Annotated in this window: 30 protein-coding genes; all 30 read right to left on the minus strand. The window is 31.3% G+C overall.

Translation table 11 applies throughout. The annotated features are described in order from the left end of the window. Nucleotides 1–353: 353 nt before the first annotated feature. Nucleotides 354–548: a hypothetical protein gene (locus H8911_RS07685; protein ID WP_186999234.1), complete on the minus strand. Its 195-nt coding sequence runs from the start codon at nucleotides 546–548 to the stop codon at nucleotides 354–356. A gap of 79 nt (nucleotides 549–627) precedes the next feature. Beyond that, a complete protein-coding gene (locus tag H8911_RS07690) occupies nucleotides 628–1896 on the minus strand; it encodes a helix-turn-helix domain-containing protein (protein WP_186999235.1) in 1269 nt (422 codons plus the stop codon). Further along, the gene (locus H8911_RS07695) at nucleotides 1896–2084 is read right to left on the minus strand and encodes a hypothetical protein (protein ID WP_186999236.1); all 189 of its coding nucleotides are present in this window, start codon (nucleotides 2082–2084) and stop codon (nucleotides 1896–1898) included. The genes H8911_RS07690 and H8911_RS07695 overlap by 1 nt, the downstream gene beginning before the upstream one ends. A gap of 156 nt (nucleotides 2085–2240) precedes the next feature. Continuing rightward, nucleotides 2241–3722, minus strand: a complete 1482-nt coding sequence (locus tag H8911_RS07700; protein ID WP_255466326.1) for a lysozyme family protein — start codon at nucleotides 3720–3722, stop codon at nucleotides 2241–2243. 172 nt (nucleotides 3723–3894) lie between these two features. Continuing rightward, entirely contained in the window at nucleotides 3895–6219 is a 2325-nt protein-coding gene (locus tag H8911_RS07705; RefSeq protein WP_186999237.1) for a VirB4-like conjugal transfer ATPase, CD1110 family, read from the minus strand. Then, nucleotides 6161–6589 carry a PrgI family protein gene (locus tag H8911_RS07710; protein ID WP_186999238.1) on the minus strand — a complete coding sequence of 143 codons (429 nt, stop codon included), beginning with the start codon at nucleotides 6587–6589 and terminating at the stop codon, nucleotides 6161–6163. The genes H8911_RS07705 and H8911_RS07710 overlap by 59 nt, the downstream gene beginning before the upstream one ends. After that, nucleotides 6576–6809, minus strand: coding sequence for a hypothetical protein (locus H8911_RS07715; RefSeq protein ID WP_117924916.1), 234 nt, complete (start codon nucleotides 6807–6809; stop codon nucleotides 6576–6578). Before H8911_RS07715 ends, H8911_RS07710 begins: the two co-directional genes overlap by 14 nt. A 197-nt stretch (nucleotides 6810–7006) precedes the next feature. Beyond that, nucleotides 7007–8122 (minus strand): AAA family ATPase, encoded by a 1116-nt coding sequence (locus H8911_RS07720; protein ID WP_186999239.1) that lies wholly within the window; start codon nucleotides 8120–8122, stop codon nucleotides 7007–7009. A 164-nt stretch (nucleotides 8123–8286) separates the two neighbouring features. Next, nucleotides 8287–9117 carry a VirB6/TrbL-like conjugal transfer protein, CD1112 family gene (locus H8911_RS12730; RefSeq protein WP_186999240.1) on the minus strand — a complete coding sequence of 277 codons (831 nt, stop codon included), beginning with the start codon at nucleotides 9115–9117 and terminating at the stop codon, nucleotides 8287–8289. Nucleotides 9118–9131: 14 nt separating this feature from the next. Next, a complete protein-coding gene (locus H8911_RS07730) occupies nucleotides 9132–9437 on the minus strand; it encodes a glutamyl-tRNA amidotransferase (RefSeq protein ID WP_186999241.1) in 306 nt (101 codons plus the stop codon). Beyond that, nucleotides 9415–11202 carry a VirD4-like conjugal transfer protein, CD1115 family gene (locus H8911_RS07735; protein WP_186999242.1) on the minus strand — a complete coding sequence of 596 codons (1788 nt, stop codon included), beginning with the start codon at nucleotides 11200–11202 and terminating at the stop codon, nucleotides 9415–9417. The genes H8911_RS07730 and H8911_RS07735 overlap by 23 nt, the downstream gene beginning before the upstream one ends. Then, nucleotides 11189–11395, minus strand: a complete 207-nt coding sequence (locus tag H8911_RS07740) for a hypothetical protein (protein WP_117924928.1) — start codon at nucleotides 11393–11395, stop codon at nucleotides 11189–11191. Before H8911_RS07740 ends, H8911_RS07735 begins: the two co-directional genes overlap by 14 nt. 5 nt (nucleotides 11396–11400) lie before the next feature. Continuing rightward, nucleotides 11401–12123, minus strand: a complete 723-nt coding sequence (locus H8911_RS07745; RefSeq protein ID WP_154555863.1) for a PcfB family protein — start codon at nucleotides 12121–12123, stop codon at nucleotides 11401–11403. Next, nucleotides 12120–12956, minus strand: coding sequence for a hypothetical protein (locus H8911_RS07750; protein WP_186999243.1), 837 nt, complete (start codon nucleotides 12954–12956; stop codon nucleotides 12120–12122). Before H8911_RS07750 ends, H8911_RS07745 begins: the two co-directional genes overlap by 4 nt. 6 nt (nucleotides 12957–12962) lie before the next feature. Beyond that, nucleotides 12963–13457: a relaxase/mobilization nuclease domain-containing protein gene (locus H8911_RS07755; RefSeq protein WP_186999244.1), complete on the minus strand. Its 495-nt coding sequence runs from the start codon at nucleotides 13455–13457 to the stop codon at nucleotides 12963–12965. Beyond that, entirely contained in the window at nucleotides 13430–13789 is a 360-nt protein-coding gene (locus H8911_RS07760; RefSeq protein WP_186999245.1) for a plasmid mobilization protein, read from the minus strand. The genes H8911_RS07755 and H8911_RS07760 overlap by 28 nt, the downstream gene beginning before the upstream one ends. A gap of 217 nt (nucleotides 13790–14006) precedes the next feature. Further along, on the minus strand, nucleotides 14007–14216 hold the full coding sequence (locus tag H8911_RS07765) for a hypothetical protein (protein ID WP_186999246.1): 210 nt from the start codon (nucleotides 14214–14216) through the stop codon (nucleotides 14007–14009). Between the two features lie 17 nt (nucleotides 14217–14233). Beyond that, the gene (locus H8911_RS07770) at nucleotides 14234–14932 is read right to left on the minus strand and encodes a DUF5688 family protein (RefSeq protein WP_186999247.1); all 699 of its coding nucleotides are present in this window, start codon (nucleotides 14930–14932) and stop codon (nucleotides 14234–14236) included. Between the two features lie 86 nt (nucleotides 14933–15018). Then, nucleotides 15019–15348, minus strand: a complete 330-nt coding sequence (locus H8911_RS07775) for a hypothetical protein (RefSeq protein ID WP_186999248.1) — start codon at nucleotides 15346–15348, stop codon at nucleotides 15019–15021. Continuing rightward, nucleotides 15332–15880: a hypothetical protein gene (locus H8911_RS07780; RefSeq protein ID WP_186999249.1), complete on the minus strand. Its 549-nt coding sequence runs from the start codon at nucleotides 15878–15880 to the stop codon at nucleotides 15332–15334. Before H8911_RS07780 ends, H8911_RS07775 begins: the two co-directional genes overlap by 17 nt. A 65-nt stretch (nucleotides 15881–15945) precedes the next feature. Next, nucleotides 15946–16260, minus strand: coding sequence for a type II toxin-antitoxin system RelE/ParE family toxin (locus H8911_RS07785; RefSeq protein WP_186999250.1), 315 nt, complete (start codon nucleotides 16258–16260; stop codon nucleotides 15946–15948). After that, a complete protein-coding gene (locus H8911_RS07790; protein ID WP_117924946.1) occupies nucleotides 16250–16543 on the minus strand; it encodes a type II toxin-antitoxin system RelB/DinJ family antitoxin in 294 nt (97 codons plus the stop codon). Before H8911_RS07790 ends, H8911_RS07785 begins: the two co-directional genes overlap by 11 nt. Before the next feature lie 539 nt (nucleotides 16544–17082). Next, nucleotides 17083–18006, minus strand: a complete 924-nt coding sequence (locus H8911_RS07795; RefSeq protein ID WP_186999251.1) for a DUF3991 and TOPRIM domain-containing protein — start codon at nucleotides 18004–18006, stop codon at nucleotides 17083–17085. Beyond that, entirely contained in the window at nucleotides 18003–19682 is a 1680-nt protein-coding gene (locus H8911_RS07800) for a DUF6908 domain-containing protein (protein WP_186999252.1), read from the minus strand. Before H8911_RS07800 ends, H8911_RS07795 begins: the two co-directional genes overlap by 4 nt. Nucleotides 19683–19815: 133 nt before the next feature. Next, the gene (locus tag H8911_RS07805; protein WP_186999253.1) at nucleotides 19816–20241 is read right to left on the minus strand and encodes a hypothetical protein; all 426 of its coding nucleotides are present in this window, start codon (nucleotides 20239–20241) and stop codon (nucleotides 19816–19818) included. A gap of 24 nt (nucleotides 20242–20265) precedes the next feature. Beyond that, nucleotides 20266–21636, minus strand: coding sequence for an AlbA family DNA-binding domain-containing protein (locus H8911_RS07810; protein ID WP_186999254.1), 1371 nt, complete (start codon nucleotides 21634–21636; stop codon nucleotides 20266–20268). Between the two features lie 105 nt (nucleotides 21637–21741). Further along, complete coding sequence (locus H8911_RS07815) at nucleotides 21742–22074, minus strand: calponin homology domain-containing protein (RefSeq protein WP_186999255.1); 333 nt, start codon at nucleotides 22072–22074, stop codon at nucleotides 21742–21744. A gap of 42 nt (nucleotides 22075–22116) precedes the next feature. After that, a complete protein-coding gene (locus tag H8911_RS07820; protein ID WP_006777628.1) occupies nucleotides 22117–22479 on the minus strand; it encodes a VOC family protein in 363 nt (120 codons plus the stop codon). 61 nt (nucleotides 22480–22540) lie between these two features. Next, complete coding sequence (locus H8911_RS07825) at nucleotides 22541–23290, minus strand: class B sortase (protein WP_186999256.1); 750 nt, start codon at nucleotides 23288–23290, stop codon at nucleotides 22541–22543. Between the two features lie 5 nt (nucleotides 23291–23295). Next, nucleotides 23296–23493, minus strand: a complete 198-nt coding sequence (locus tag H8911_RS07830) for a SpaA isopeptide-forming pilin-related protein (RefSeq protein ID WP_186999257.1) — start codon at nucleotides 23491–23493, stop codon at nucleotides 23296–23298. Nucleotides 23494–23682: the final 189 nt, after the last annotated feature.

A 23682-nucleotide genomic window follows, 5' to 3' on the forward strand; every position in this document is an offset into this window, starting at 1 on the left:
GTTCTTTTTTATTCATTTGTGTTTGGCGGTTCGGAGTTTCACGAGATGAATAACCAGAACCGCCAAGTTCCTCTTGATGATTATTCACCTCATGAAGCTCTTCAAGAGCTTGCCTTTCTGCAAGCGTTCTAATTATAGCACTGCCTGTAATAATTTGTCACTTACCACCCATTTGCAAAAGAGGAGCTAAAGATTTTAAAATATTTAATATAAACAAAACACAACTATAACTACGTAACCCTTTAACTTCTAATTTCTTTATAGTATTTATTGTATGTAATATTGTACGAATTTTTTTCATAAATCTCCTATAAAAAAGGAGACTGATATTAAAATCAATCTCTTTTTTCCAATTATCTTAAAGAATATGGAGTCGCACCAAAAGAATGATTATACACATATTGCATGGATGCTCTGAAATTTTGTTCTCCAATATTATAAGGTGTTAATTCATCGCCACATCTTCTTAAACATACACATCCTCCACCTCTTGCAGCATTTCCAGATAATCTTTTTTTCGTAATATTTACTTTTTTTAATCCTACCATAATCTGACCTCATCTTTCTAAAAGAGCTCTTTCTGATTTCACTATATACGAATAAATTTTAAAAAACAATCCCAATTTTTTAATTAAGTTTTAACCCTATATCTTCAATTATTTGATTCGCATATGACATCTTGTAGAAATTTTCTTGTAATTCTTTCACTTTTTTTAATTTATTTTGTAATCCATGATCAAGATATAACTCATTCAATTGTTTTAAAACAAAAATTGCTCTATCATATTGTCCATTTTTTAATGCGATTTGATAACAGGTTTCAAAATTAGCAATGGCTTTCATAGGTTTATTATCCATCATATATTTTAAAGCGCGGATAAAATTCTCATGATATTTTGAATCCTTTACATTTCTTAAAAAAGAAGCAATACACTCTTTTGATTTCGTATATTCATGACCAAAATAGTATAGAAGACATTTATACATTTTTAAATCTAAGTCATCTGTAAATTGTTCATCGATTCTGTTTAGATAATCAAATCCGCTTTTTATATCTTTTTGAATCAGCGAAGTAAAAACTAAATTTGATAAAACACAATACTTCATGATTTCGTTTTGTCTTTTAATGGATTCATTTAATAGTTTTAAAAACAGCTCATTTGCCTCATCATAACGAGATGTATACATGTAAAGTACGCCTTGATTCAACAGCAAATAATATAATCGATCGAAAGACAATTGCTGAACTGCCATTCTTAAACTCTTATGAATATACTGCTGTGCCAAATTAAAATACCCTAAATCCAAGTAAATACTGCAATAACGATAATTTATCATTAAATAATTACCATTATTGCATAGCGCCTTGTCTAAGTATCCTAATGCTTCCTTTATTTCATTTGAATGCATCTTCTCTAGTGCCATTATATCGTAATAAATGGACAATTCCCTAATCGAAAAGATATTCTTTCCTGATTCGATAATTCCTTTGTATAAAGCTGTATCCACTTCTTTTTGGTTAATGATAGCATCCATATACAGAATCAGATAATATTCAAATCTGGCATAGGAACAAGCTATATTCTTCGTGTCTTTTACTATTTGAATAGTTTCATTGAACTCTTCTTTTTTTAAATCTGTATACAAATCATAAATATCATATACACGACTAACAATTAGATCTCTATCCAAATCAAAATTAAATGTTTGGCCACATATTTCTGTAAATAAAGTAATCTTCTCATTTGTTGGCTTATTCTTACCAGTTTCAAATTGTGAAATTGTTGCTTCACTCACATCCATATTCTGTGCAACTTTTTTTATAGGAATCTTTTGCTCTGTCCGAATGCTCTTCAAAATATTTCCTATTAGTATACGACTAAACTTTTCTTGCACTATTGCTCACCTTTATTTCCGATGCACAATGATGGTTCATACTCATTTGAATCTTCATGTTGGTTCTCATCGTTATTATGCGTATTCTCAACCGGATTATCATCTTGCACACCATCTGCATAGATTTCAATAACGGGTGAGCCAAATACGCATAATAACAAAAATAAACTTGCTATTATTTTTTTCATTCCCTTTTTCCTCCTATCCCTAATTTTAATTCATTTTATATTTCATTCAATACGCAATATTTAATTAAAAAAACATAGTCTATTTAGATTATTTGGTAATATATGCTTATTATCTATCATATTATCTTCAATCGAGGCACTGTGATAATCATACTTTTATTTAGGATTAGCAAACACTACTCCACCATATATAGATCTTAATTGATCTAACGTATAGGATTTTGTTTGCCAATCCTTTTTTGCATCTTGAAATGTATTTGTAATACCATCAAGATTACCTTCTTGAACAGTAATGGTATTATCTTTTACTGCAATGACTATACCAACATGATTATGTCCAATAGCAGAGAACACTGCACCAGCTTTTGGTGAAGAAGATCGTTCAAATTTATCTGGATGTGCTGCTATCAATTCCTTCACACAACTGCTTCCATCACCGCTAAAACCTGGATCATAACCATATAATTCATAAAATCTTCCCCAAGCAAACCATGTACATTGTCCATATAATCCAGCCTGTGCATAAGGATTCTTTGTCACCCAGGCTTCTACATTATTAAAATTAGGATTTGTGCCTCCTCTAAAAGTAATCCCTACGTATCTCATAACATGATCAACGTAAGAAGGATCCCCATAGCCGGATACATTTAACTCTTGTTTTTTATTATCAGAAAACTGTTGTGCATTATATTTAGAATATCCACCAAAATTACGAATTGCCCATTCAATATAGCCAGAGCCATAATTATATCCTTGCAAAGCCAGATATATACGTTCTGTATCGGATGAATCCTTTACTTTTGCTTTCTTTAAACAATCAGAAAAAGTGTGTGTCCCTACTTCAATAGAATACTCAGGATCCGTAATTCCATTAGGTACTCTAGGATATTTTGTATTATACCCTGACTCACTTGCCTGCATTGGATCATTGCCTTTTCCTCCTGACTCCTGCATCATAATTGCCTGTAATAATGTGACATAATCCTCAATATCATATTCTTTTGCATATTTACGAATTGTATCTTCATACGCAATCACTTCATCACTTAGAGAAACAATTTCACTATTTGATCCACCATCCTGTGCCAGCACACTAAATGTTCCAATAAACAAAGTAACAACAAGTAATAAAATCAATCCTGTTCCAAAAGAAAAAAGTGTATTCATAGCTGATACACTCTTCTTAACCACTTCTATTGATGTTTTTATTACTTTAGTTGTACTCTTAACAGCCGGTTGTGTTACTACTTTATCTGCTATTTGTTTAATTTTAGAAGTATTTATTTTATTTACGACATGATGCTTAGCCTTAGACACATAAGTAATTCTTTGATTGCGTACCGGAATAGATTCGCTCATTGCCTTCTTATCTGTAGTTTTGAACTTATGCTCTCTATGCTTATGTTTAATAAATTTTGTAGCACGCTGCTTTGATTCTATAAACGTCTGCTTAGCAACTTCACTAACATTATTTGTAGCCACTACATTCGGATTCGTTTTAACAGATTTTTCTACCTTTTTATCTTCTTCCTTATTTCTTATGTGAATAGTTTGCTGCTTAATAAAATGATTCACATTCCCTTTAACATCCTTAGTCTTTATGGATAGTACTTTCTGTTTTGTCTTTATATCTTTCATCTACATCAACTCCTTTAATATCTTTAATACTTGCTTACTTTAATTGTTCCAAAACTTAGTTGATGTATTCGAAAATATCTTGTTCTGAATTAGCTGATACCTCAACATTTTATACATAAACAAGACTCATTAAATCTAATTTTTTAATGAGTCTTTTGTATTTATTGGACAATTATTTTTTATCTCCTGGCCTTGTAGTATTTAAATCATACAACAATCCTTTTGGCATCTTATTTACAAATGGAACTATAGATCCACCATATTTAATTAATCCACAGCCTATAGGAGCATTTGTAATATAGCTCATCTGTTCTTCTGAAATATTTAACAATTTAGCTAAATCTTCTCTATCATTTGCCGATTGATTTAACATGACAATAAACTCAGAATTGGATAACATACTAATTCCTTGCTGAGATGATAATAGATACTTAACATTCTGAGTAATTCCTGTAGGATATGCATCTCTTTTACGGAATTGTCTCCAGGCCGAAGCAAAGAATGTAGCACTTTCTTCATTCTCAAAAATAACATGAATCTCATCAATGAAGATATGTGTACGTTTCCCTTTTCTCCAGTTTTCATTTACACGATTGATAATGGCATCTGTAATTACCAATAGACCTAATGTTTTTAATTGTTTTCCCAAATTAAAAATATTAAACGATAAAATTCTAGACTTGATATCTACATTCGTTTCATGAGCAAATATATTTAATGATCCATTTGTAAATAATTCTAGTTTAATAGCTAAAGATTTAGCTTCTGGTTCATTTTGTTCCAATAACTTTTTATAAAGATGTTTTAACGTTGGTACATAGCCATTGGTTTTTGCTTCCTGGTAAACTAGCGTTACACATCTATCGATAATAGATCTGTCAATTGGTGTAATACCGCCATGATTAGCATCTAAATTTTCAAATACAGACATCAAAAATTGAGATTTATCGGCAATTGAGTTTCCACTATCGCCATATCCCTCTACCATTTCCATTGCATTAATATAATCCGTACTATTTGTACCAATACGTATGATTTGTCCGCCTAAAGCATTGATTATGGAATCATATTCTCCTTCTGGATCTGCAATGATAATGTCATCATCTGTAGATAAGATCAAGAATTCAATTTCTTCTTTTGTTAAGAATGATTTTCCGGATCCTGGAATACCAAAAAAGAAAGAGTTTGGATTCTGAAGCAATGCCTTGTTACAAAGAATAGGATTGTTTGTAATCGCATTTTGACCAAACCAAACTCCACCCTTTTGCATAATCTCATGTGCTCTAAAAGGAATGAATACAGCCGCACTTTCGGTTAATAAAGTACGCGTGATATTTAATTTGTTGACTCCTATTGGCAATACTGTTTGTAGACCATCTAATTGTCTTTTTGAAAAATACAAAGTTTCCAGTTCACAAACATATTTACGAGCTACCGCCTTCAATGTTTCTGTATCCTTATTCAATTCTTCAATAGAATCAGCTAAATGTACAACCGTAATGTTACAAAGCATCATTCTTTGATCTCGTACAATTAAATCATCCAGGAACTCCTTACACTCTTTGCGTTGCAATTCCATATCATATGGAATGATTGCTGAGAAGTTATTATTACGATTCTGTTTCATTTGCCAATCTGTAATATTCTTTTCAACACCAAGGAATTTATTTTCCACTTCTCGGACTGCCTCATCCGTTGGCACAGTAATAATATCCATTGAATACATCAAGTTTTTATTTAAATCACACAACTCCGATACAAATTCATCCTTAAGAAATCCAGGATAATTATTTAAATAAAGAACACGACCATATTTACCATCAAATTCAAAATACTTATTGTGGTATTTACACATTCTTGGAGTAATTAAATCTTTAAAAGAATGTCCTTTCCTAGCTAAATCGGATAAATCTAATTGGAATTCCTCCGTTTCTTTACGATAAAAGTCATGCAATATCTTCAAACGTTCTTCTGCATCCAATTCAATACAAGAACTTCCAAGTCTAGAAAATAAAGTTGAAAATTCTGCAGTTATGCGAGAAAAAGTAAATCTGGCTTCTTCTATATTACTTTTAAAAACTGTAACAGTAATATATTTTTCCTGGATAATATCATCACCTTCAGCTAATTTGGACAATAACATATCGTTGTACTCAACTCTATACTTATCCAAACCATCTTCCTTTAATAGAATTAAAATATCTTCTTTAAATTTCTTTATATCCACTTTTCGATTGTTAATGGTAATTTTCGTCATTACAGATGGATCAAAAGAATTTAGTAGATCACTATATGTTAAAAACAAATTGTTTTTATCTTCACCAGATGCAATCTTATAATTAATATCCAAAAATCTGTAACTCTTTGTATATCTGTTTCCAGAACGAAAAATACCATCCTTATAGACCGAATCTACTGGGATGGTATCCTGCACTGTCCTAGGCACTCTTATTCTTTCTTTGTTCTGCTTTTTCAATCTTTCGTAACTTTTTATCATGTACAATCGACTCCTTTCTTGATTGTTTAATCATTGGCTCAAAAAACTCATCATACAAGTTAAATGGTTTATTGATTAAATCTCTAGACGATAATAACAACGAATTAAATACCGTCTTAACAATATCTTCTGTATACATACCCTGAAATCTTATAAATCCAAAAGCAGCAAATGGCGCTGCTCCAAGCATACATATCCAGCTAGTTATTTCAGTTCCTAGCTTGTCATTCAACAAAAAGAAAATACCACAAGCTATCCCACAAGCTATAATAGAGAATATACTTTGTCGAAGAGATAAGCCAAAAAATATACTCTCCGTATAATCTCGTATTTCCTTATTAATCTTAATTTCAAAATTAGACTTCATCATCAAAATCCTCATGAATAATGTCCAAAGGGATAGATGATGAGAACATAATATTCTCCATAGGAATTACCATCTTCCCATTTCCTCTAACAATTACAACTCGATCCTCTTCATGTTGTAACTTATACATAACCCTATCTTTCATAGGTAAAGTTGAAGGTTCAACTATTTCAATTGAATCTCCTGTTTTTAGCACAATTGTATTTAATATATATTCTTTCATGTTACTTTCCTTTCATTGCCAAACAGGCATAATAAAAGCAGAGATTAACTCTGCTCGATATAGTGTAATTTAAATAATGCTTCATGTTTTATAATTTGATCAAAGAAATTATTTGGTTTGTAGTCAATTAAAATCAAAATAATCATTTTCTAACTTGCTTGCAAGCATATGCAAATTCGCTTCATAGGAATATATTTTTAGTCTTCATCAAACTCACCATTCATATACAATTTACCAAGATTATGACCTTCTCTTAACTCACGATCTGTCGCTTTGCATAACGGTGTTAATTTTCCACTTATTGAAAGTATAAACAATGTATCAGGACGCATAATTTTATTACTCATTAAATTTGTGTTGTGCGTAGTAAAGATAACCAAAGAATCTTTATATTTTTCTTTAATATATTGGATGATTTTTTCAGATAATTCAAAATGAAAAAAGGCATCAAATCCATCAAAATAAAGAATAGAACTTTCTTTGTTTGACATTAAAAACCGAATATAAAAATTAAACAATGACAATGTTCCACTAGATGCATTCTCTAAGAAGGCTACTTTTCTATTTTTAAATACAAAATAAAGCTCTTTACTACCATCTGGCAGTTTTTCCATAGACAATTTACACTCAATACCCATATAATTCAAAAAATCTTCTAAATCATTCACATTACGATCAAGTTCGTCTAATTCATTTCTTGATAATTGAATCAATGCAGTTGTAGGAGTAAATATTTGTGTTATTTTTACTGCATAATCATACATCTTGTTAAAAATCGAACTCTTTTCTACAGCACCATTATTTACTAACCAACGTACAAATGGTAATGATGGATTGGTATTTTTTTGATAGATTGTAAAAATGTCTGAATTATGAAAATAGTCTTCGCTTTTTTCTATAAATCTATTCTTATTAAAATCATAAGAATAGATGATTTTTCCATTTATATTTAATACTTCATTGGTTAAATTGAATAAATCTGTTTTCTGATATTCATATACCACTTTGTCTTTCTTATTGTTGAATAGGAAGGTATAAGTGAAAGTCGTAATCTCGTTATTAGAGTTCGCATTTGAAATAAAAGAATGATTTGATTTCATATCATTAGACATCGTTAATGTTTCTTTTAAATCACAAAGAGCTTTACTTAAATTTGTTTTACCACTTCCATTTTTACCATAAATAATCATTTTTCCAATCAAATCATTAGTAATACAATCTTGAGAAAACTTATATCCATTCACATCTGAAAAATCAATATCTAAGTCATCTTTAAAATTCTTAAAATTATTAACTCTGAAATGTTTAAGCATTGGCATCACCTCAGCTTCATTATAACCGTAATTTTTTTACGGTAAATAGATACTGTAATTTTTTTACAGATCAGAGTCATTTTCAATTTTGAGTATTTGGTATCTTCTTCTAAATAGATTTCTTCACAATTTCATTTATATCTTAATTATTAAGAAGTAAAAAATCACAAGCCCATCATTTCTTTGACTATACGATCACTCATTTTAATAGAACCAACTAAAACCAGCATATTAAATATCAGTTCACCGACATAGCTCCATACCATAGATACACTAGATGCTGTAGTATCAACTACTGGTGCACTAGACGCAAAGGCTGAAAAAATAATACAAGCAAGGACAATGATAGCTCCTTCTAAACATACTCCTGCATAGCTTTTAATAAACGTAAATGCCGTATTTTGTGTGCTTTCCCCTGCAGCTGCCGCAAGTGGGATTGGTGATATAGCTGTGTACATATACAATTTAAAGAATCTTCCATATACAGTTAAAATCATCACAAACGATAATATTGTAATGAATATAGATCCTAAAAGAGTAACTGCCCACAAAGGAATAGATTCCAAAAATCCTGTATTACTTACTGCATCAATGATTTCTTGTGGCAGTACGGTTTCACTTGATACACCTAATCCTGCAGTTTCAGTGATTGTTTGAATAATGCCTTGTACTATTTCAAATATCTTTGTCATTAATTCCATTCCGTACATCACCATTCCCCTGGCAATAATAAATCTCAAAAACAATTTAAAGGCCTGTTCCGGTCTTTTTACATCCTGCCAACTTGTGCAGGTCTTAATCAATCCCCAAACAAAGAAAAGCACAAGAAGTGCTAATCCAATTGCTTGAAGTGCTCCATGTATTTTAACTATGATTTGCCAAATATCACCACCTTTGAATGTTTCAGGTGATTCTGTTAACAACAGCCATATTTCAGCTAATTTAGAATTCCAGGTATTGATGGCACTAGTTAGGTTATCTATGATTCCACTCACTAGAAATCACCATCCTATCCAACAATAATATTCAAAATCTCTTTAGCAAAAGTAATAATAATTCCTCCAGCTACCGTCATAAAGCCGTTCGCTCTTTGGCTTGGATCATGACTTTTCAATGAAAGTCCAACCTGTACAATTCCAAAACCTAATAAAATCATTCCAATTGCACGAATAAGTCCAAACATAAATTCACTGAAGTTATTTACAACAGTAACTGGATCATTTGCTGCATAAACCGGTGTTGCAAAGTTTCCTACAATCACCAATGCAATATACGCAAAGAATAATACTTTTCTAATCGTTTTTATTTTCTTCATCTTCTTCAATCTCCTTTAAATAGTTTTCTGTTTCTTCTACATCCAATAATTCATACTCATTATTACTAAGAAGAATATTTTGCCAATCCTCAATAAAATGATTCACTTGTCCATGAATGTACGGTTCACGGCCTCCATCCATTGTTTGTTTAATACGAGGATGTTTTAACAGATTAAATTTTCTATCTCGAACAGGCCTTTCACCTTTCAAAAATAGAACAGCATAATTATTGTCCAATAAGCGAACTTCATCAGAAGTTAACAATTCCCTTCCAGTTCTCTGAGAATTTGTTGTGAAGCTTCCACTTCTTCCTTCTGATTTACCATACGTATTTGTATCAATTGTTGCCTTTCCAAGCTCCTTACTTATATATTCATGGGTACTTTGTTCATTTCCACCTAAATATAATTTAGAATCACAGTTTCCCATAATTGACTCCCAAGTATCCTTATATAACGCTTTGATCTGTGCCAGGTTCTGTAAAATAATGGATACAAAAATAAGTCGTGATCGCATTGTCGAAAGCAACTTATCAAACTCGTCTGGTAAAGCAACATTGGCAAATTCATCCATAATAAAATGTACAGGCACTGGAAGTTGACCGCCATGAACAAAATCTGCTTGATAATATAACATTTGAAATAACTGAGTATACAACATACCGATGACAAAATTAAATGTTGAATCATTATCAGGAATAATCGCAAATAAGGCTGTTTTTCTTTCGCCTATCTGCTCTAACTCCATCTCATCATATCTAGTAAGTGATGCAAGTTCTTCCAAGTTAAAAGCAGCAAGTCTTACACCAACTGAAATCAAAATAGATTTAGCGGTCTTACCTGCTGCCTGTTTATATATTTTATATTGTTTAAGTGCTAAAGAATTACTATCTATCGTTTCTAGACGCTTAAATAACTCATCCAACGGACTCTCATAATCATCTTCGTCTTCTTTTACTTCAGCATAATTCAGCATCTCCATTACCATCGTAAAGTTTTGCTCATCCTCCGGCGCATAATGATATAAATATAACATCAATGCTTCAAGTAATGCTGTTTCACTTTTCTCCCAAAACGGATCGTTTGTAGAAGATCCTTTTGGAGTTGTATTACGAATTAGATTTGTGATTAATTTCAATACATCCTTGTCACTTTGAATATAATGAAATGGATTATATCCCAATGATTTAGACATATCGATTAAATCAATGACTTTGATTTCATACCCCTCATCTTCAAGCATATGACCTACACTTTTGATAATTTCTCCTTTTGGATCTAATACTACATAGCTCGTATTACACTGCATAATGTTAGGCTTAGCATAATATCGAGTTTTACCAGCGCCAGAACCACCAATCACAACCGTATGAAGATTTATGTTTTTAATTTTTCCATGAATATCCATTCGTGTTTTTTGCGTAAATAACTTATTTTCAAAGAAATCCTTATTCGAATGTTTCTTTACTAAAGAACGTATATATCCCCATCTAGCTGATCCATACTCTTCTTTTTGTCTGTAATTCTTTTCGTTGGATAAGTAAATACCAATTCCTAAAACATAGATAATCAGGAATATTCCAATCGTTTTTAAAGAATTATCACACCATTGAAATTGAAAGGGATGATTCAATGCTTCACTTAGATAAGGTAGTGCATGAATGAGTCCTTGATCCATATATGGTGCAATCAAAACTGCAAACCATATTGTAGGAATGATTAATAAGCCTAGAAATAAATATTCGTCGTTCTTAGCATCTCTCATAGTGATCTTTTATTGATGGATGGTCTGCATCACAAACCTTTACAATAAGAGAATCTAAAAAATCATAGTTCTTATGAGCTAATCGCTGTTTATCTCTTAGATCAGCTAATGCCCTAACAATAATTCTTCTCTCTGTATCATCTACCTGAATTTCAATTATTTCGTCATCATTTTTCTTAAACCATTTTCTCATAATCGTTATCTCACTTTCTTTTTTGATTTTTTCTTAACTGGATACTTAGGTGCAGAAGATTTTAGGTTTTGCTGCTGTTTAATGTCCTTCAATTCCTTGCGAACAGAAGGCCTATCCGTAGTAGCTGTTAATCTTTTTCTTTCGACGGTTTTCTTCTTGTTTTCTTTCTTCGATGTTTTTGAAGATGGCTCGAACGGAGTACCGTCCTTGCTTGTCCGAGCTTTGTTGGGGTTTTCTTTATCATCCATTAGCTTTGACAATAAGGCATCATGCTCTTCATCACTAAGTGGTTTAGCATCATCTATACTCTGTTGTGATAATACAGATTCACGAATTGCTTTTGTGTCGATAGTAGCTAAATCAAACTTGTCTACCATCCTTGAGATTTTAGAAGCATCTTCTGCTTTTACCATAATATCCACAATTCCATCTGTATTATTCTTTTCTTTCAATACAGAATATAAAACTCCATAATGTTTTGCTTCTTCACAAAACTTTTTTAAATCCGAATGATGAATAGCAAAGACTTTTAACTCTTTGTCTGACTTTAACAAGTTATTTAAATTGGTTTTTCCTTTCACTTTTTTATTGTCTTTTAAAATAGCGTATAAAGTGACAGCCAAAGATCTTGCTGCCATGCCACCTGCTTTTAAACCAACTTCAGCAGCAACCTGTATACCTTCTAAGGTCATCTTCATCATTTGATCTGCAGTATCTGCACTGTTCATAAATTCAAGCTCCTTTCATATTCTTTTTGTGTTTGAATACGCTCATCTTCTAATGCATTCACCATTTTTAATTTATCTTGAATATCAGGAACTCTCTTTTCTATATCTTCACATATTTTGATTTCCTTTTTCCCATGTGCAATTTTAGAAGTTAACGTATCACGATCCATTTCTAATTGCTTTTTCAAATTTGGATCACGCGTTCTTTTAATTTTATTGTAGATGGATCTTCTTTGATTCATCCAAGATTCTATTTCTTTATTTAGAGATACTTTAAAAGCATGCACATCTTCTATTGTTTCTAGATTATGCTTGCCTACAAAAGTATTTTCATTTGTGATTTTATCCATGTATATCAAATCCTTTCTTAATTGTGGACTTGGATATTTCTGTCGTTTCCCTTTAGGTCGAATAATTCCTAATTCAAAACAATATCTAATATATAAAGCCTTGATTCCTTTTAATTTTGTATGATCACCACGATATTCTTTACATGGCACAATATCCTTAACTGGCTGCATTGGAAATAAATAATTGTTGTTGATTCGTTCCATGATATGTTCTTCATCATATCGACCATCACGAGCAAGTTTATAGAATCGAAACTTTCTTTGCGACTGTGGATGCTTTAAAGTCCAGTGCTTGCCAGTTAAATCAACTACATATCCAATATCTTCAAGTCCTGATTTCATTTGATCTAAAGTTCTAGCATACGCTAATACAGAATCCACATCATAACGAATAATCTTTCTAAAATAGATGCCGTCCTTTTTTTCTGCATTCCACTCTCCATAATTCATGGCTTTTCCTTCTGGTTTTTCAATAACATTCAAACCATGCTATTTACATATTGCATCATTCAATTCTCGGAAGTGATCAATATCTTTTTTTCGGTTATCATACTTCTTGCCATCTACCCAGGAAACTGAATTCACAACAAAGTGATTATGCAAATGTTCCTTGTCTAAATGAGTAGAAACAACAACTTCAAATCGATTTCCCCACATTTGTTTCGCCAATTGCACACCTAATGAATGACATTCTTCTGGAGTTACTTCACCTGGTTTAAAAGATTGGACTGCATGAAAGGCAAGTCTTCCATCCATCTTGTTATAGGATAACTTTGTATTCATCATTTGCTTTAGTGATGTACTAGGTTCGCAATTAATTCCAGTAATATATTCTTTCTCATTTGTTTTATATCCCTGGGTTGTATATGCCAACACTTCTTTTAATCCATCACTGAGTTCTTCTTTTGTCTTATCCGGATTTTCAATGTAGTTTAAAACTCTTCTCAAATCATCCTTTACTGCCCATATTTTTGTAATTGCCATACTTCCTCCATATTGATAGGTTGTCGAATAAGAATCATAATCTCATTGATCTGTTTTTGAAGCGCCTCATAATTTTCCACATAAACTGAATCATCCATTTTATTTTGTTTATAAACTGCTTCTGCTATTCCGTTTATACTCTCTGCAATTTGTCTTAGTACTTGGATTACTTCGACAAGCTCAACACTAGGTGCCGGTCTAGGAACCAAACCATTTATACACATACGTAAATAGGATTCTCTAGATTGTCCTGAATATTTCACTAATTCATTAAGATGATTCCATTCACTATCAGATAAACGAATGACAAATTGTTTATTTCTTTTCCGCATCTTTATAAAAAGCACCTTGTATAAACAAAATATAGAAAACTCCAATAATCAAACCACCCAGGAAACTTAATAAACTTATCGTTACTGTACTCATATTTAATATTCACCTCCACAAAAAAAGAGCTACCAACTCTTTTGATAGCTCAGGGTCTTAGGGATGTTCCCTAAATACTTGTCTTTGGATATCCAAAGACGTTGCTTGCTACAACTGTAGACATTAATTGTCTGCAGTCTTTTTCTTATCAGGTATAAGATCTGCTAGATCCTGATTCATTTTTTCTAACATTTCTTTTTTCTGATTTAGTAATTTTAAATTTGACGATAAGGTATTATTTTCTTCTATTAGAAATTTTATCTTTTCCTCATTTTTAATTTTTCTTTTTTCAATAAACGAAATTCGCTTAACGATATCTTCATATTTAATCATTTTCAATTCTCCAAATCTTAATGAAGTAATTGTGAATATCTCTGCTTATTGATTCTCTTTTCATAATCATCTGATTTCTCTAAAACATGATTATCCTTATCATAATGATATAAAATATCAGATAGCTTTTTATCTTGATCCATAAAACTTGGACCGTTCATCAGTAAAAGCATTTCTTTCAAACGATCTATATTCAATGTTGGAGAATCACATAATGCTAAACATTCATCTGTTGAAGAAGGAACAATATAAAGATCATGTCCTAATTTTTCAGCCAGATCATTCAAAACTCCGGAATAAAAAATTGTTGCTGTTCCATCCGTTCTATGTTCATTTGTCAAAACTACAAAATGCCTGTCTTCATTTTGCCATGCTTCTTGTTCTGGAACTCCCATCAGCAATGTTTCTAGTGGAATAATTTCTGGTTTCATCATATTTGGTGATGAAATCAATGCATCATTGTGCAACTGCGATACATCAATACCATAATGATCAAGCATTTCATTTGTAACTCTAGCTGAGCAAAATTGATCATCAGTTGTTTTAATCATCACTCTATATACAATCGCTAAATCTCCAATAACTGTATGTGGCTCCATAGATAATTCTTCTTTATTAGTTTCTGCATTAATTACATTCATGAATAAGAAATCTTTAACTGAATCGTAATCAAGTAATGCATTCACATCTTCTAAAACTTTATCATTGTGAATCATATTATTCGTCCTCTCCTTCTTCTAATTTTTCAAAATAAAAAGCCAATCTTTCAAGATTGACCGCATTAAAATCACACGTTTCTAAATCATTCATTATCAATATCCTCAACTTCTTGATACAAGCCAAAAAGCGGATCCTGTGTATCAACTTCGTCCACATCTTCTTCATAACTGTCAATTGCGTAAACAATATATTCTACAATATCACTAAACATATTTTGTTGTACTTGTTCTAAAGCTTTAATTCCTTCTTCATAAGAAACTGCATCCAAAATATTTGTAGAAGATTCTCTACGATACATATATTCTGTGATTGTGTCTTCTACAGTTTCAAACATTAACAATTGTGCCTGGACAATTTGTTTGTCTTCATCTTTTAAATTTGAATAATTATAAATTCTAGTGCTGTAAGTCATTCTTTTTTCCTCCTTTTGACTTAGGTTTTTCCATTTCCATCTCATCTAATTCAACAGAATAAACACGATCATTTTGTTGCTCTTTAAATATCTGAGCCATCAATTCACTATCATTCTTTGTTGCTTCGTATGAATCCAAATATGCATTATCCACTAAATGGAATTTTTTCTTTTGTGTTTTCTCACTTTCAACTAATTCTGTGGCCGTTATCTTTAATGCTGCTTCTTCATTTAGTTCCAAACTATCTGGGGTCTTATTTAAATCCATCAACAACAGTGTTTCATTAAACAAGATGGGTTCTTCTTCTTTTAATGTTTTCATTTGTTTAAACATAATATTTAAAAATTGTTTTTTCACTTGATCATTAACCAATACTTCTACCGGCTGATCTAAAATATCTTTATAATGCTTTGATGGCACTACGGTTGGTTGTTTTGTGTCTGGATTGATATATGCATAAGTCATACGACTAATATTTTCACAGACCTCTTTGATCTTCATTTTTTGAAATAAATCAAATTGTTTATTCAAATTAATCCACCTCTTTCTAAATTTGTGTAATAAAAAAGAGAAAGCGTAAACTTTCTCAAAAAGAATTATTTAATTTTATTTTCGTAATCTTGTAATTGATGATAAATACCATCTATAAAAACTATTGAATTTTCAATACGATACAACAAGAAATATTTAGTTTTATCTAAATTTAATCTTCGATATCCCTTGCTTCGAAGTCTAGAATTCAAACACAATTGAAATGACTCAGCAGAATTACTTAATACGAATTTTCCGCTTTCAACAGAAGCGATAAAATGATTTGCCGCTTGTTTATTACGCAAGTGAAAAAGAAGGTATTCTACAATAGAATCCATATCTTCCATTGCATTTTCAGTAAATATTACTTTATAATCCATATTTATTTCTAATGCTATCTATTGCTATATCCGCATCTATTACTTTTCCTTCTTTAGATTGAGCTCTAGAAGAGGCAAGTCTATCCAAAAATTCATCTTCTGTCATAATTTTCATTTCTTTTGTTTTATTAAATTTTTTAATTTCAAAAGGAATTCCATCATAAGCAACTGCTTGAGTTAAAAACATACGAATTGCACTCGTTGTATCTGTACCTAATTCCTTAAATAATGCATCTGCCTTAGATTTTAAATCATCATCCACTCTTACTTGAATAGTAGACATACAGCATCACCTCCATATTTAAATTATATGCAATTTCATTGCTATTGTACATAAAAAGTATTACTTATTAATTACAGTTACATTATTTTATATCCAATAGGATATGAATGATTCATTTGTCAAATCCATAAATCAGTCGATAGCAACAGACTTTTATGAATTAATTCATCATTTACATCTTTAAAGTTCATCGGATGATTATCAAAACATTGGTAATTGCATCTCGCAATCATCATAATCTTTTGTGTTGCACCTCTACCTACTTCATCATTATCCAAATTATCTTCAAAAAGTAATAAATGTTTTGAAGATATTTTGTAACAAAAAATCCTTCACCTAATGGCGAAGGATTTTACTTTCAACCCAACCATTTATATTCCGCATATTGGTCAGCGGTAAACTTTCAACCCAACCATTTATACCCCGCATATTGGTCAGCGGCAAACTTTCATACTAACTAACCAATTAGCTAGTAATGTACTTCTTTTTACAACTCTACTTTAGCAAGCGTACAAGTGATTGTCAATTTGAATGTTGATTCATATTTTTATGCTTACTAATTCCTCATTTACATCTTTAAAAATCACAGGATGATTATCAAAACATTGATAGTTACGTCTTGCAATCATCATAATCTTTTGTGTTGCACCTCTACCTACTTCATCATTATCCAAATGGAAAACAATAATTTGAACATTGGGATTTCTTTCTAAAAAGGCTTTTAATGCTATTGGTATATCAGCTTCCGTCTTTGCAGCTATCTTTTCACAAGCTCCGCCTAAAGATAAAAAATTAAAAGCCTTGTAATCAACATCCTCCATTTTTAATAATGTCATATAAGACAATAAATCAATAGCTGCTTCAAAAACATGAAGAACATTGCTTTCTTTATTTTGATAATTAAAGCTAAAAGCCTTATTACTTCCTGCATGTTCTAATTTAAAATCTTTAAATATATTTCGCTTAAATGCATAAGCAGGCATATCACCATCATACCCAACAAACACAGCATTTCGAAAATTTGCTGACTGATAAAGCATCCCTTTAGAAATAAAATAATCAACAATTTCTCTATCTATTTTTCGTGTTTCACACAAATAACGAATCACTAAATTATTGTTTTTATCTTTCTCAGGAAGCTCGAATGGTTTAGTTTCTTTTTTATGATAATACGTAACAACTGGATCACTAATATTCATTAAACTTGCTAAATAGTTACACGCTTCTTTAAAATCATATCCTTCTACAGCAATCAAATAATCCAATGCAGTCGTACCACCTACACCTTGTGACCACCAATACCACATTCCGTTTGAAAAGTGCAATGATTCATGTTCTCTATGAGAGTAATCCTTCTTTCCATTTTTTACTAATAATGAAGGATGATAGTTATTTAAATAATCAAATGCCGATAGTTTCCTAACATTTTCAAGAACCGATTTTCGAATAAACTTTTTGCTCATTTTTCCAACTCCTTTAGTTTAGGTGCCATCATTCCTATACCATTCTGTTTACAAAAGTTTCTTACAGCGTTTGGATTTTCTTTGACAGAAAGTTCTTTGTCTTCCGTATAAATAGTTTGCACTTTATACTTTTGATCAACAACATTTGTGAGCCATTCATGCATAAAATGATTCAGTTCTCGAACACGAGTTGAATCCCCATCTACTCTTTCAAAGTATTGAAGTGAATCCTGCTGATAGGTCTGTGGATATAGCATCCTGTTCTTTTTATCAACAGTAAATTCAACATCTGGATCAGCCATCACATCACCATTTAAAACATAGTTATGAGCCATAGCCAATCGATCATCACCAATAATTTCAATATTTAAATCCATATAATTAGGTGTTCCATATTTCATATAATATGCACTGTTTGTTAATAAAGGATTAGCTATTTTTTCGAATAGCTCATAGTTTCTTCTTTCAATCGAATGATCCATAAACCAGGATTGTTTTGGATCAAACTCCTCATTCATAAATGCATCATAACAAGCACTATGCAAAGCAAATTGATAGACTTCATTATTCTGATACAAATGATCTTGTACTTTATATTCTTTATTATCTGTCAAAAGATTTGATATTTCTTGATCAATCGTTTCATGAATATCTGAAGTTGTAATATTTGGATCCGATATAACATCTTTATACTGTTCCATCATGGATGCAATTTTAAGTACAATATCATGATTCAATTCTTCCATTTCCACTGGAGTAATATATTGATTTTCCTTTTCTAGCATATGCAAATTCTCCTTAAACACAGGTTCTATTAGTTCAATCAATTCGTGTGCTTTACTCTGAATGTTCACTAAAATAGATTTCAATTCACTATAATCCTTGTTAGCATAAGACGCGATATAACCAAATGAATATTCAGAAGTATCAATTCCAAAATGATCACAAATAACAAAAGCCAACGATTCTGCTTCAATTTCTCGTTGGCTTTGATTTTTATCTGTTTCTTTATGAAGTAAGCTGTGAGCATACTCATGTATTAATGTTTTTGCGGTTTGTAAGTCCTCTAAATCTTTATTAATGACAATCTTATCTTTCCTTGGTGAATAATATCCTTTAGCTCCAGTCATAAAACTAAGATTTTCAGTTTCTGTTTTAAATTCAATCGGTATTGTACATACAGACTGAATAGTTTGAATAATTGCTTTCACTTCATTACTAGAACCTGTCAAATCATGCACTAAAGATGGAAGAGGATCTCCTGAAGTTTGTGAAATATCAAAGACTGTCGTTGTCTTAAAATGAGTCAGATTAATTGCACGCATTTCCTGGACTGGATTTCCAAATTCATCCAAAATCACATTTCCATTCTCGTCGTGTTTATTCATTAATCTATCTTCTTTCGTTGTAACCGGAGCTAGAATCATCAATCCTTTTTCACCCTTATTTACATGACGATTAAAATTTGTCTGCCAAGCACGATATCCAGCTACCAAACTAGCCTCCGGTTTCTGTGACAATATTAATAAGGTATTATTCAAAGAATAACTATGAAACTTACTTAAACAAGATAGATACTGTTTAAACGATTCAGAAGAATAAACATCCTTTACTCCTTGCTCAATCATTGAAAAAGCCTGTTTAGTTTTCTCATCTTGAGATTTAAATTCTGCCATAACATCACCATCCTTTCTAAATCAGGCAAAAAGAAAAGCACTAGCTGAAGTGCTAATGCTTGTCGAAGCTCAGGTAAACCTAAATTGTTAATTGCTTTTATAATGATAAACCAGGTTGTTTCATCACAAATATCTAAATCATCATAGTTTTCATTCCATTCTTTAATGTAGGATATATATTATGGATAAACTTCTTATATTCCTTTTCAGTTAAATCAATATTTGTTTCACACTCTAAATTAGTAAGAGAATCAATATAAGTTGCGATGAATCGATTTTCTTTCTTCTCGACAATGATTTTTTGATAACCTTGATGAAATTCACCAATTTTAAATTCAACACAAGTAGTTTCAGCTTCATCAACAGGCAAGAATGAATAATAAACATCTTGATTACAATAGAAACAATGACGAGATGCAGGAGGAATCATCTTTTCGCAACCTGCAAGATATACTCTCTGTTCATCAATATCTTTTTGAAGTTTGTCATCCATTACAGGAAAGCCATAAATGATTTGTGCTGTTTCATGTCCACAATGAGGACAACGTATATGTGTCAAATAAAATCACTTCTTTCTAGGAAACTATTTAATTTTCCAATATCCGCTAAATCCATGTCCCACATATTCAATTTGATCATTTTCTTTAATGAGGCGTCGAACTGTTCTTAAACTGACGCCTAATTTTTCGGCCATGATTTTTGCACTGATTTTATTGTTTTCTTCAATCATGTTCATTATTAGTGTATCAAAATCTTGAGTGCCATCTTGAGTGCCATCTTGAGTGCCATCTTGAGTGCCACGATAATTTAAATTTGGCATAATAACAGTAAATTGGTATCTATCGGATCTGAAATAGGGTTTCTTTTCATCAGTATAGTTCACTTGAAAAGCATAATTATCTAAGATTTTTGCAAATCCACTGCCTTTACGTTCCATATATCCAAGCCGATTAAATACATCTGCTAATACTGGATTTCTTCGAGTAGATGGTACAGTTACGGGATCTCTTTCTTGGATGTTAGAGCCATCTGGCATGCCACCTGGAGAATAAATTTCCAAACGATCATCATAAATATCAATGTGAACTTCACTGCCATTAATCAAATAATCTCTATGTGCTATCGCATTGACTAATGCTTCGTGGTAACTACGTTCAACATATTCTGGCATTTCTTCTCTAGAATTTGCTGTCTTTTTCCACATCATTTTGGCATTTCTTTTAATGAAGGCTTCACCATTGTCTATTAAAGAAATAACACTGCCTTCATATTCAGCATCATCTAATGCATCGAAAGTACCTCCGCTTTTATTCAACCCATTCCAACGTGTACAAAAGATTCTTGAATAACGAATTGGACTTTCATCCGCAATTAAAGCACCTGCATTTGTAAGATAACCATCTTCGGTTGCTAGTCCAAATGAAACAAGATCTTTTTCGTCAAAACTATTACCCGTCCATTTTTTATATCTTTCTCTAAGTTTAGAAAAAGCATAATCTTCAACTTTATACATTGAATTTTGAGAATCAAAAGTTGTGTTACGGCCTCTTAATACAAGACGTTTTAATTCGATAGGAGACGCTTTTACACTTTCATTACCAATACGAACATAAGCTTCAAGTAATCCGTCTCCTGAATAATAGTAAGGTGTTTCTTCTCCTTTGAATACCTGAACAATTAAAAGAACATTTCCGTCTTCAGTATGAAAAGAAATTTTAAACTCTGGAATCGGATTTAATCTTGTTTTAATGATTTCGCTGATAAGTTCAGCATCTTTATCCGGAGTTTCTAAACCAACGATTTGATTATCATCTGAAATTCCAAAGATTAAGAAACCTCCTAAAGTATTCGCAAAAGCACTGATGCTTTTACACCAGCTTTTAGGTTTTTTAACTTCTAATTTTAACTTTTTATCATATTCTGTTGTTTCACCAATTATATTTTTAATTTCCAAGATATCCACCAACCTTTATAAAAATTATGACATAGAATTCTTTTAACAATCAAAAAAATACTATAAAGCAATCAAAATTTCATAGTAAGAAAGTAAATATTATTGCTACGTGTAGCTTTTTGCCTGTTCCATCCAATAAGAACGAATTCTTTCTATCATATCAATACAATCATTTTGCGCAGTAGTTGCATTACATTTTTTCATATCACTGAAAGTATGTCCGCACGGTACAAGATCATTATCTACATAACCGCCACTAACCCCAACAAGCCATGAAGTAAATACACTTCTCTTAAATTTAAAAATATAATAATGCATCTCATACAATTCAAATTTTTTAACAAATTCAATTTTAGATGGCTTTTTACCTAATTCTTGCGAATCTGATAACCATTCCACCATATTCATTTGAGCCACTTCTTGTTGTTTAATGTTCATTATTTTATCAATCCATTCATCCACAAACTGAAATTTATGGTGTTACATCGGTGTTCCTACTTCAATCAAATTACCGTCCAAATCATAAAAACGAATTACTTTTTGTCCCCAACTATGTGTCATAAGTTTATTAACATATTGAATTGAGGGATAAGACCGTTCCAGCTTTTCAACGAATGCTTCTATATCTTGTTCTTCAAAATATAATTCACAAGAATTACTTTTAGGGATAATATCCTTTCCTAAAAACTTTTTCCAAATTTTTTCGTCTTGAAGCACAAGTCCTTCCGTTAAAATCATGTTACCGTCATTGTCAAGTACCAAATCAAGACCGAACAGGTCATTGTAAAATTGTTTTGATTTCTCAATATCTTTAACAACAATTAAAATGTTCTTTAATTTCATTGTCTAACACCTCTAAATAAATTCTAATTTATCTAGCTAAATAATATCATACACCTTAGTTTTAAACATTAGCTATATTAACCAATTTAGCTAGAATTACAATTCTCTTATTGTTACCTCTTGTATCACAAGTAACCAATGTCATTAATCGATCTTCTTTATTTACTGAAACACCAGTTTTATACAATCCCCTATTAATGGAATCTGATATAAATGAATTAAATGAATTTGTTGAATCCCATTCTGTTTGAGTAAATTCTAAAGAATCATTCAAGTCGTTTAAATCAATATTCATGACTCCAAAGATCTGATATGTTCTAGTTTCATCTTCAGTGATGAATTTAAATGTATCATGCTTTTTATAATAGTTTTGATCTATATAACTCATTAAAGGTGTAAAAATAATGTTATCCCATTTACTCGAATGACCATAGATTACAACGTTTTTTGAATCTATATTCCCATCTGCCGATACAAATGGTATTCCGGCATTGGCATATTCTTTGTTGATATTCTTACGAACATAATAATCATTATTTTGGGTTTGTACAATCGGCTCATAAATAATTCGATCATCAAATTCTAAAATACCAACAACATCTTTATTTGTTTTTTTCAACAAAGATAAAGAAAGCTCCTTTTCAGAAGCTTCCTCATTCTCTTTATTTGATTCTTTTTTATTCGTTTTTGTTTCTACATAATAATCCGAATAGTCATAAGATTTCTTTGCAGTAATCTGATTGTAGATAACTCCACCAATCAATCCCACTACAACCAGTGCAGCTGCTATTTTTATTCTTTTATGTTTCATACTATTTATACCCCTGTATTTGGAACAACGATACGTGCATTTTCAAAATAATAAATGATTGTATCCGTATCCTTATCACCTTCAACTTTATAAGCTTTGGATTTCTCGGCTAACTGATAAGAAGTAGGCGCTTTGATTTCCTTGAACTCATATTCATGGCCGTAAATGGCATCCGCTAATACTGCTTTTCCATCTTTGATCACATGTTTACTAACCTTGTCATCACCAACTTTACGAGAATAATAAATTCCATCATCTACATCTAAGATGATTTGTGGTACTACGTCAAGAAAAAGGACTCATAAAATAGATAAATTTTAAATTCTAATGTTTTGAATAATAATTATTCTCATATTGATTTGGTGATTCATAACCGCAATGGCTATGGATTC

Source organism: Holdemanella hominis (genome assembly GCF_014306155.1).
Taxonomy (GTDB): domain Bacteria; phylum Bacillota_I; class Bacilli_A; order Erysipelotrichales; family Erysipelotrichaceae; genus Holdemanella; species Holdemanella hominis.

Excerpts from the sequence above, each read along its gene's own strand:
- H8911_RS07730 (WP_186999241.1), bottom strand. The coding sequence starts at position 9,437 with ATGAAGAAAATAAAAACGATTAGAAAAGTATTATTCTTTGCGTATATT.
- H8911_RS07790 (WP_117924946.1), bottom strand. The coding sequence starts at position 16,543 with ATGTCTACTATTCAAGTAAGAGTGGATGATGATTTAAAATCTAAGGCA.
- H8911_RS07715 (WP_117924916.1), bottom strand. The coding sequence starts at position 6,809 with ATGAAAGAATATATATTAAATACAATTGTGCTAAAAACAGGAGATTCA.
- H8911_RS07800 (WP_186999252.1), bottom strand. The coding sequence starts at position 19,682 with ATGGCAGAATTTAAATCTCAAGATGAGAAAACTAAACAGGCTTTTTCA.
- H8911_RS07775 (WP_186999248.1), bottom strand. The coding sequence starts at position 15,348 with ATGACTTACAGCACTAGAATTTATAATTATTCAAATTTAAAAGATGAA.
- H8911_RS07705 (WP_186999237.1), bottom strand. The coding sequence starts at position 6,219 with ATGATAAAAAGTTACGAAAGATTGAAAAAGCAGAACAAAGAAAGAATA.
- H8911_RS07820 (WP_006777628.1), bottom strand. The coding sequence starts at position 22,479 with ATGAAATTAAAGAACATTTTAATTGTTGTTAAAGATATTGAGAAATCA.
- H8911_RS07765 (WP_186999246.1), bottom strand. The coding sequence starts at position 14,216 with ATGATTAAATATGAAGATATCGTTAAGCGAATTTCGTTTATTGAAAAA.
- H8911_RS07685 (WP_186999234.1), bottom strand. The coding sequence starts at position 548 with ATGGTAGGATTAAAAAAAGTAAATATTACGAAAAAAAGATTATCTGGA.
- H8911_RS07695 (WP_186999236.1), bottom strand. The coding sequence starts at position 2,084 with ATGAAAAAAATAATAGCAAGTTTATTTTTGTTATTATGCGTATTTGGC.
- H8911_RS07720 (WP_186999239.1), bottom strand. The coding sequence starts at position 8,122 with ATGCTTAAACATTTCAGAGTTAATAATTTTAAGAATTTTAAAGATGAC.
- H8911_RS07755 (WP_186999244.1), bottom strand. The coding sequence starts at position 13,457 with ATGGCAATTACAAAAATATGGGCAGTAAAGGATGATTTGAGAAGAGTT.
- H8911_RS07795 (WP_186999251.1), bottom strand. The coding sequence starts at position 18,006 with ATGAGCAAAAAGTTTATTCGAAAATCGGTTCTTGAAAATGTTAGGAAA.
- H8911_RS07815 (WP_186999255.1), bottom strand. The coding sequence starts at position 22,074 with ATGAACATTAAACAACAAGAAGTGGCTCAAATGAATATGGTGGAATGG.
- H8911_RS07825 (WP_186999256.1), bottom strand. The coding sequence starts at position 23,290 with ATGAAACATAAAAGAATAAAAATAGCAGCTGCACTGGTTGTAGTGGGA.
- H8911_RS07735 (WP_186999242.1), bottom strand. The coding sequence starts at position 11,202 with ATGAGAGATGCTAAGAACGACGAATATTTATTTCTAGGCTTATTAATC.
- H8911_RS07740 (WP_117924928.1), bottom strand. The coding sequence starts at position 11,395 with ATGAGAAAATGGTTTAAGAAAAATGATGACGAAATAATTGAAATTCAG.
- H8911_RS07770 (WP_186999247.1), bottom strand. The coding sequence starts at position 14,932 with ATGATTCACAATGATAAAGTTTTAGAAGATGTGAATGCATTACTTGAT.
- H8911_RS07745 (WP_154555863.1), bottom strand. The coding sequence starts at position 12,123 with ATGAACAGTGCAGATACTGCAGATCAAATGATGAAGATGACCTTAGAA.
- H8911_RS07710 (WP_186999238.1), bottom strand. The coding sequence starts at position 6,589 with ATGATGAAGTCTAATTTTGAAATTAAGATTAATAAGGAAATACGAGAT.
- H8911_RS07760 (WP_186999245.1), bottom strand. The coding sequence starts at position 13,789 with ATGCGGAAAAGAAATAAACAATTTGTCATTCGTTTATCTGATAGTGAA.
- H8911_RS07785 (WP_186999250.1), bottom strand. The coding sequence starts at position 16,260 with ATGGATTATAAAGTAATATTTACTGAAAATGCAATGGAAGATATGGAT.
- H8911_RS07700 (WP_255466326.1), bottom strand. The coding sequence starts at position 3,722 with ATGAAAGATATAAAGACAAAACAGAAAGTACTATCCATAAAGACTAAG.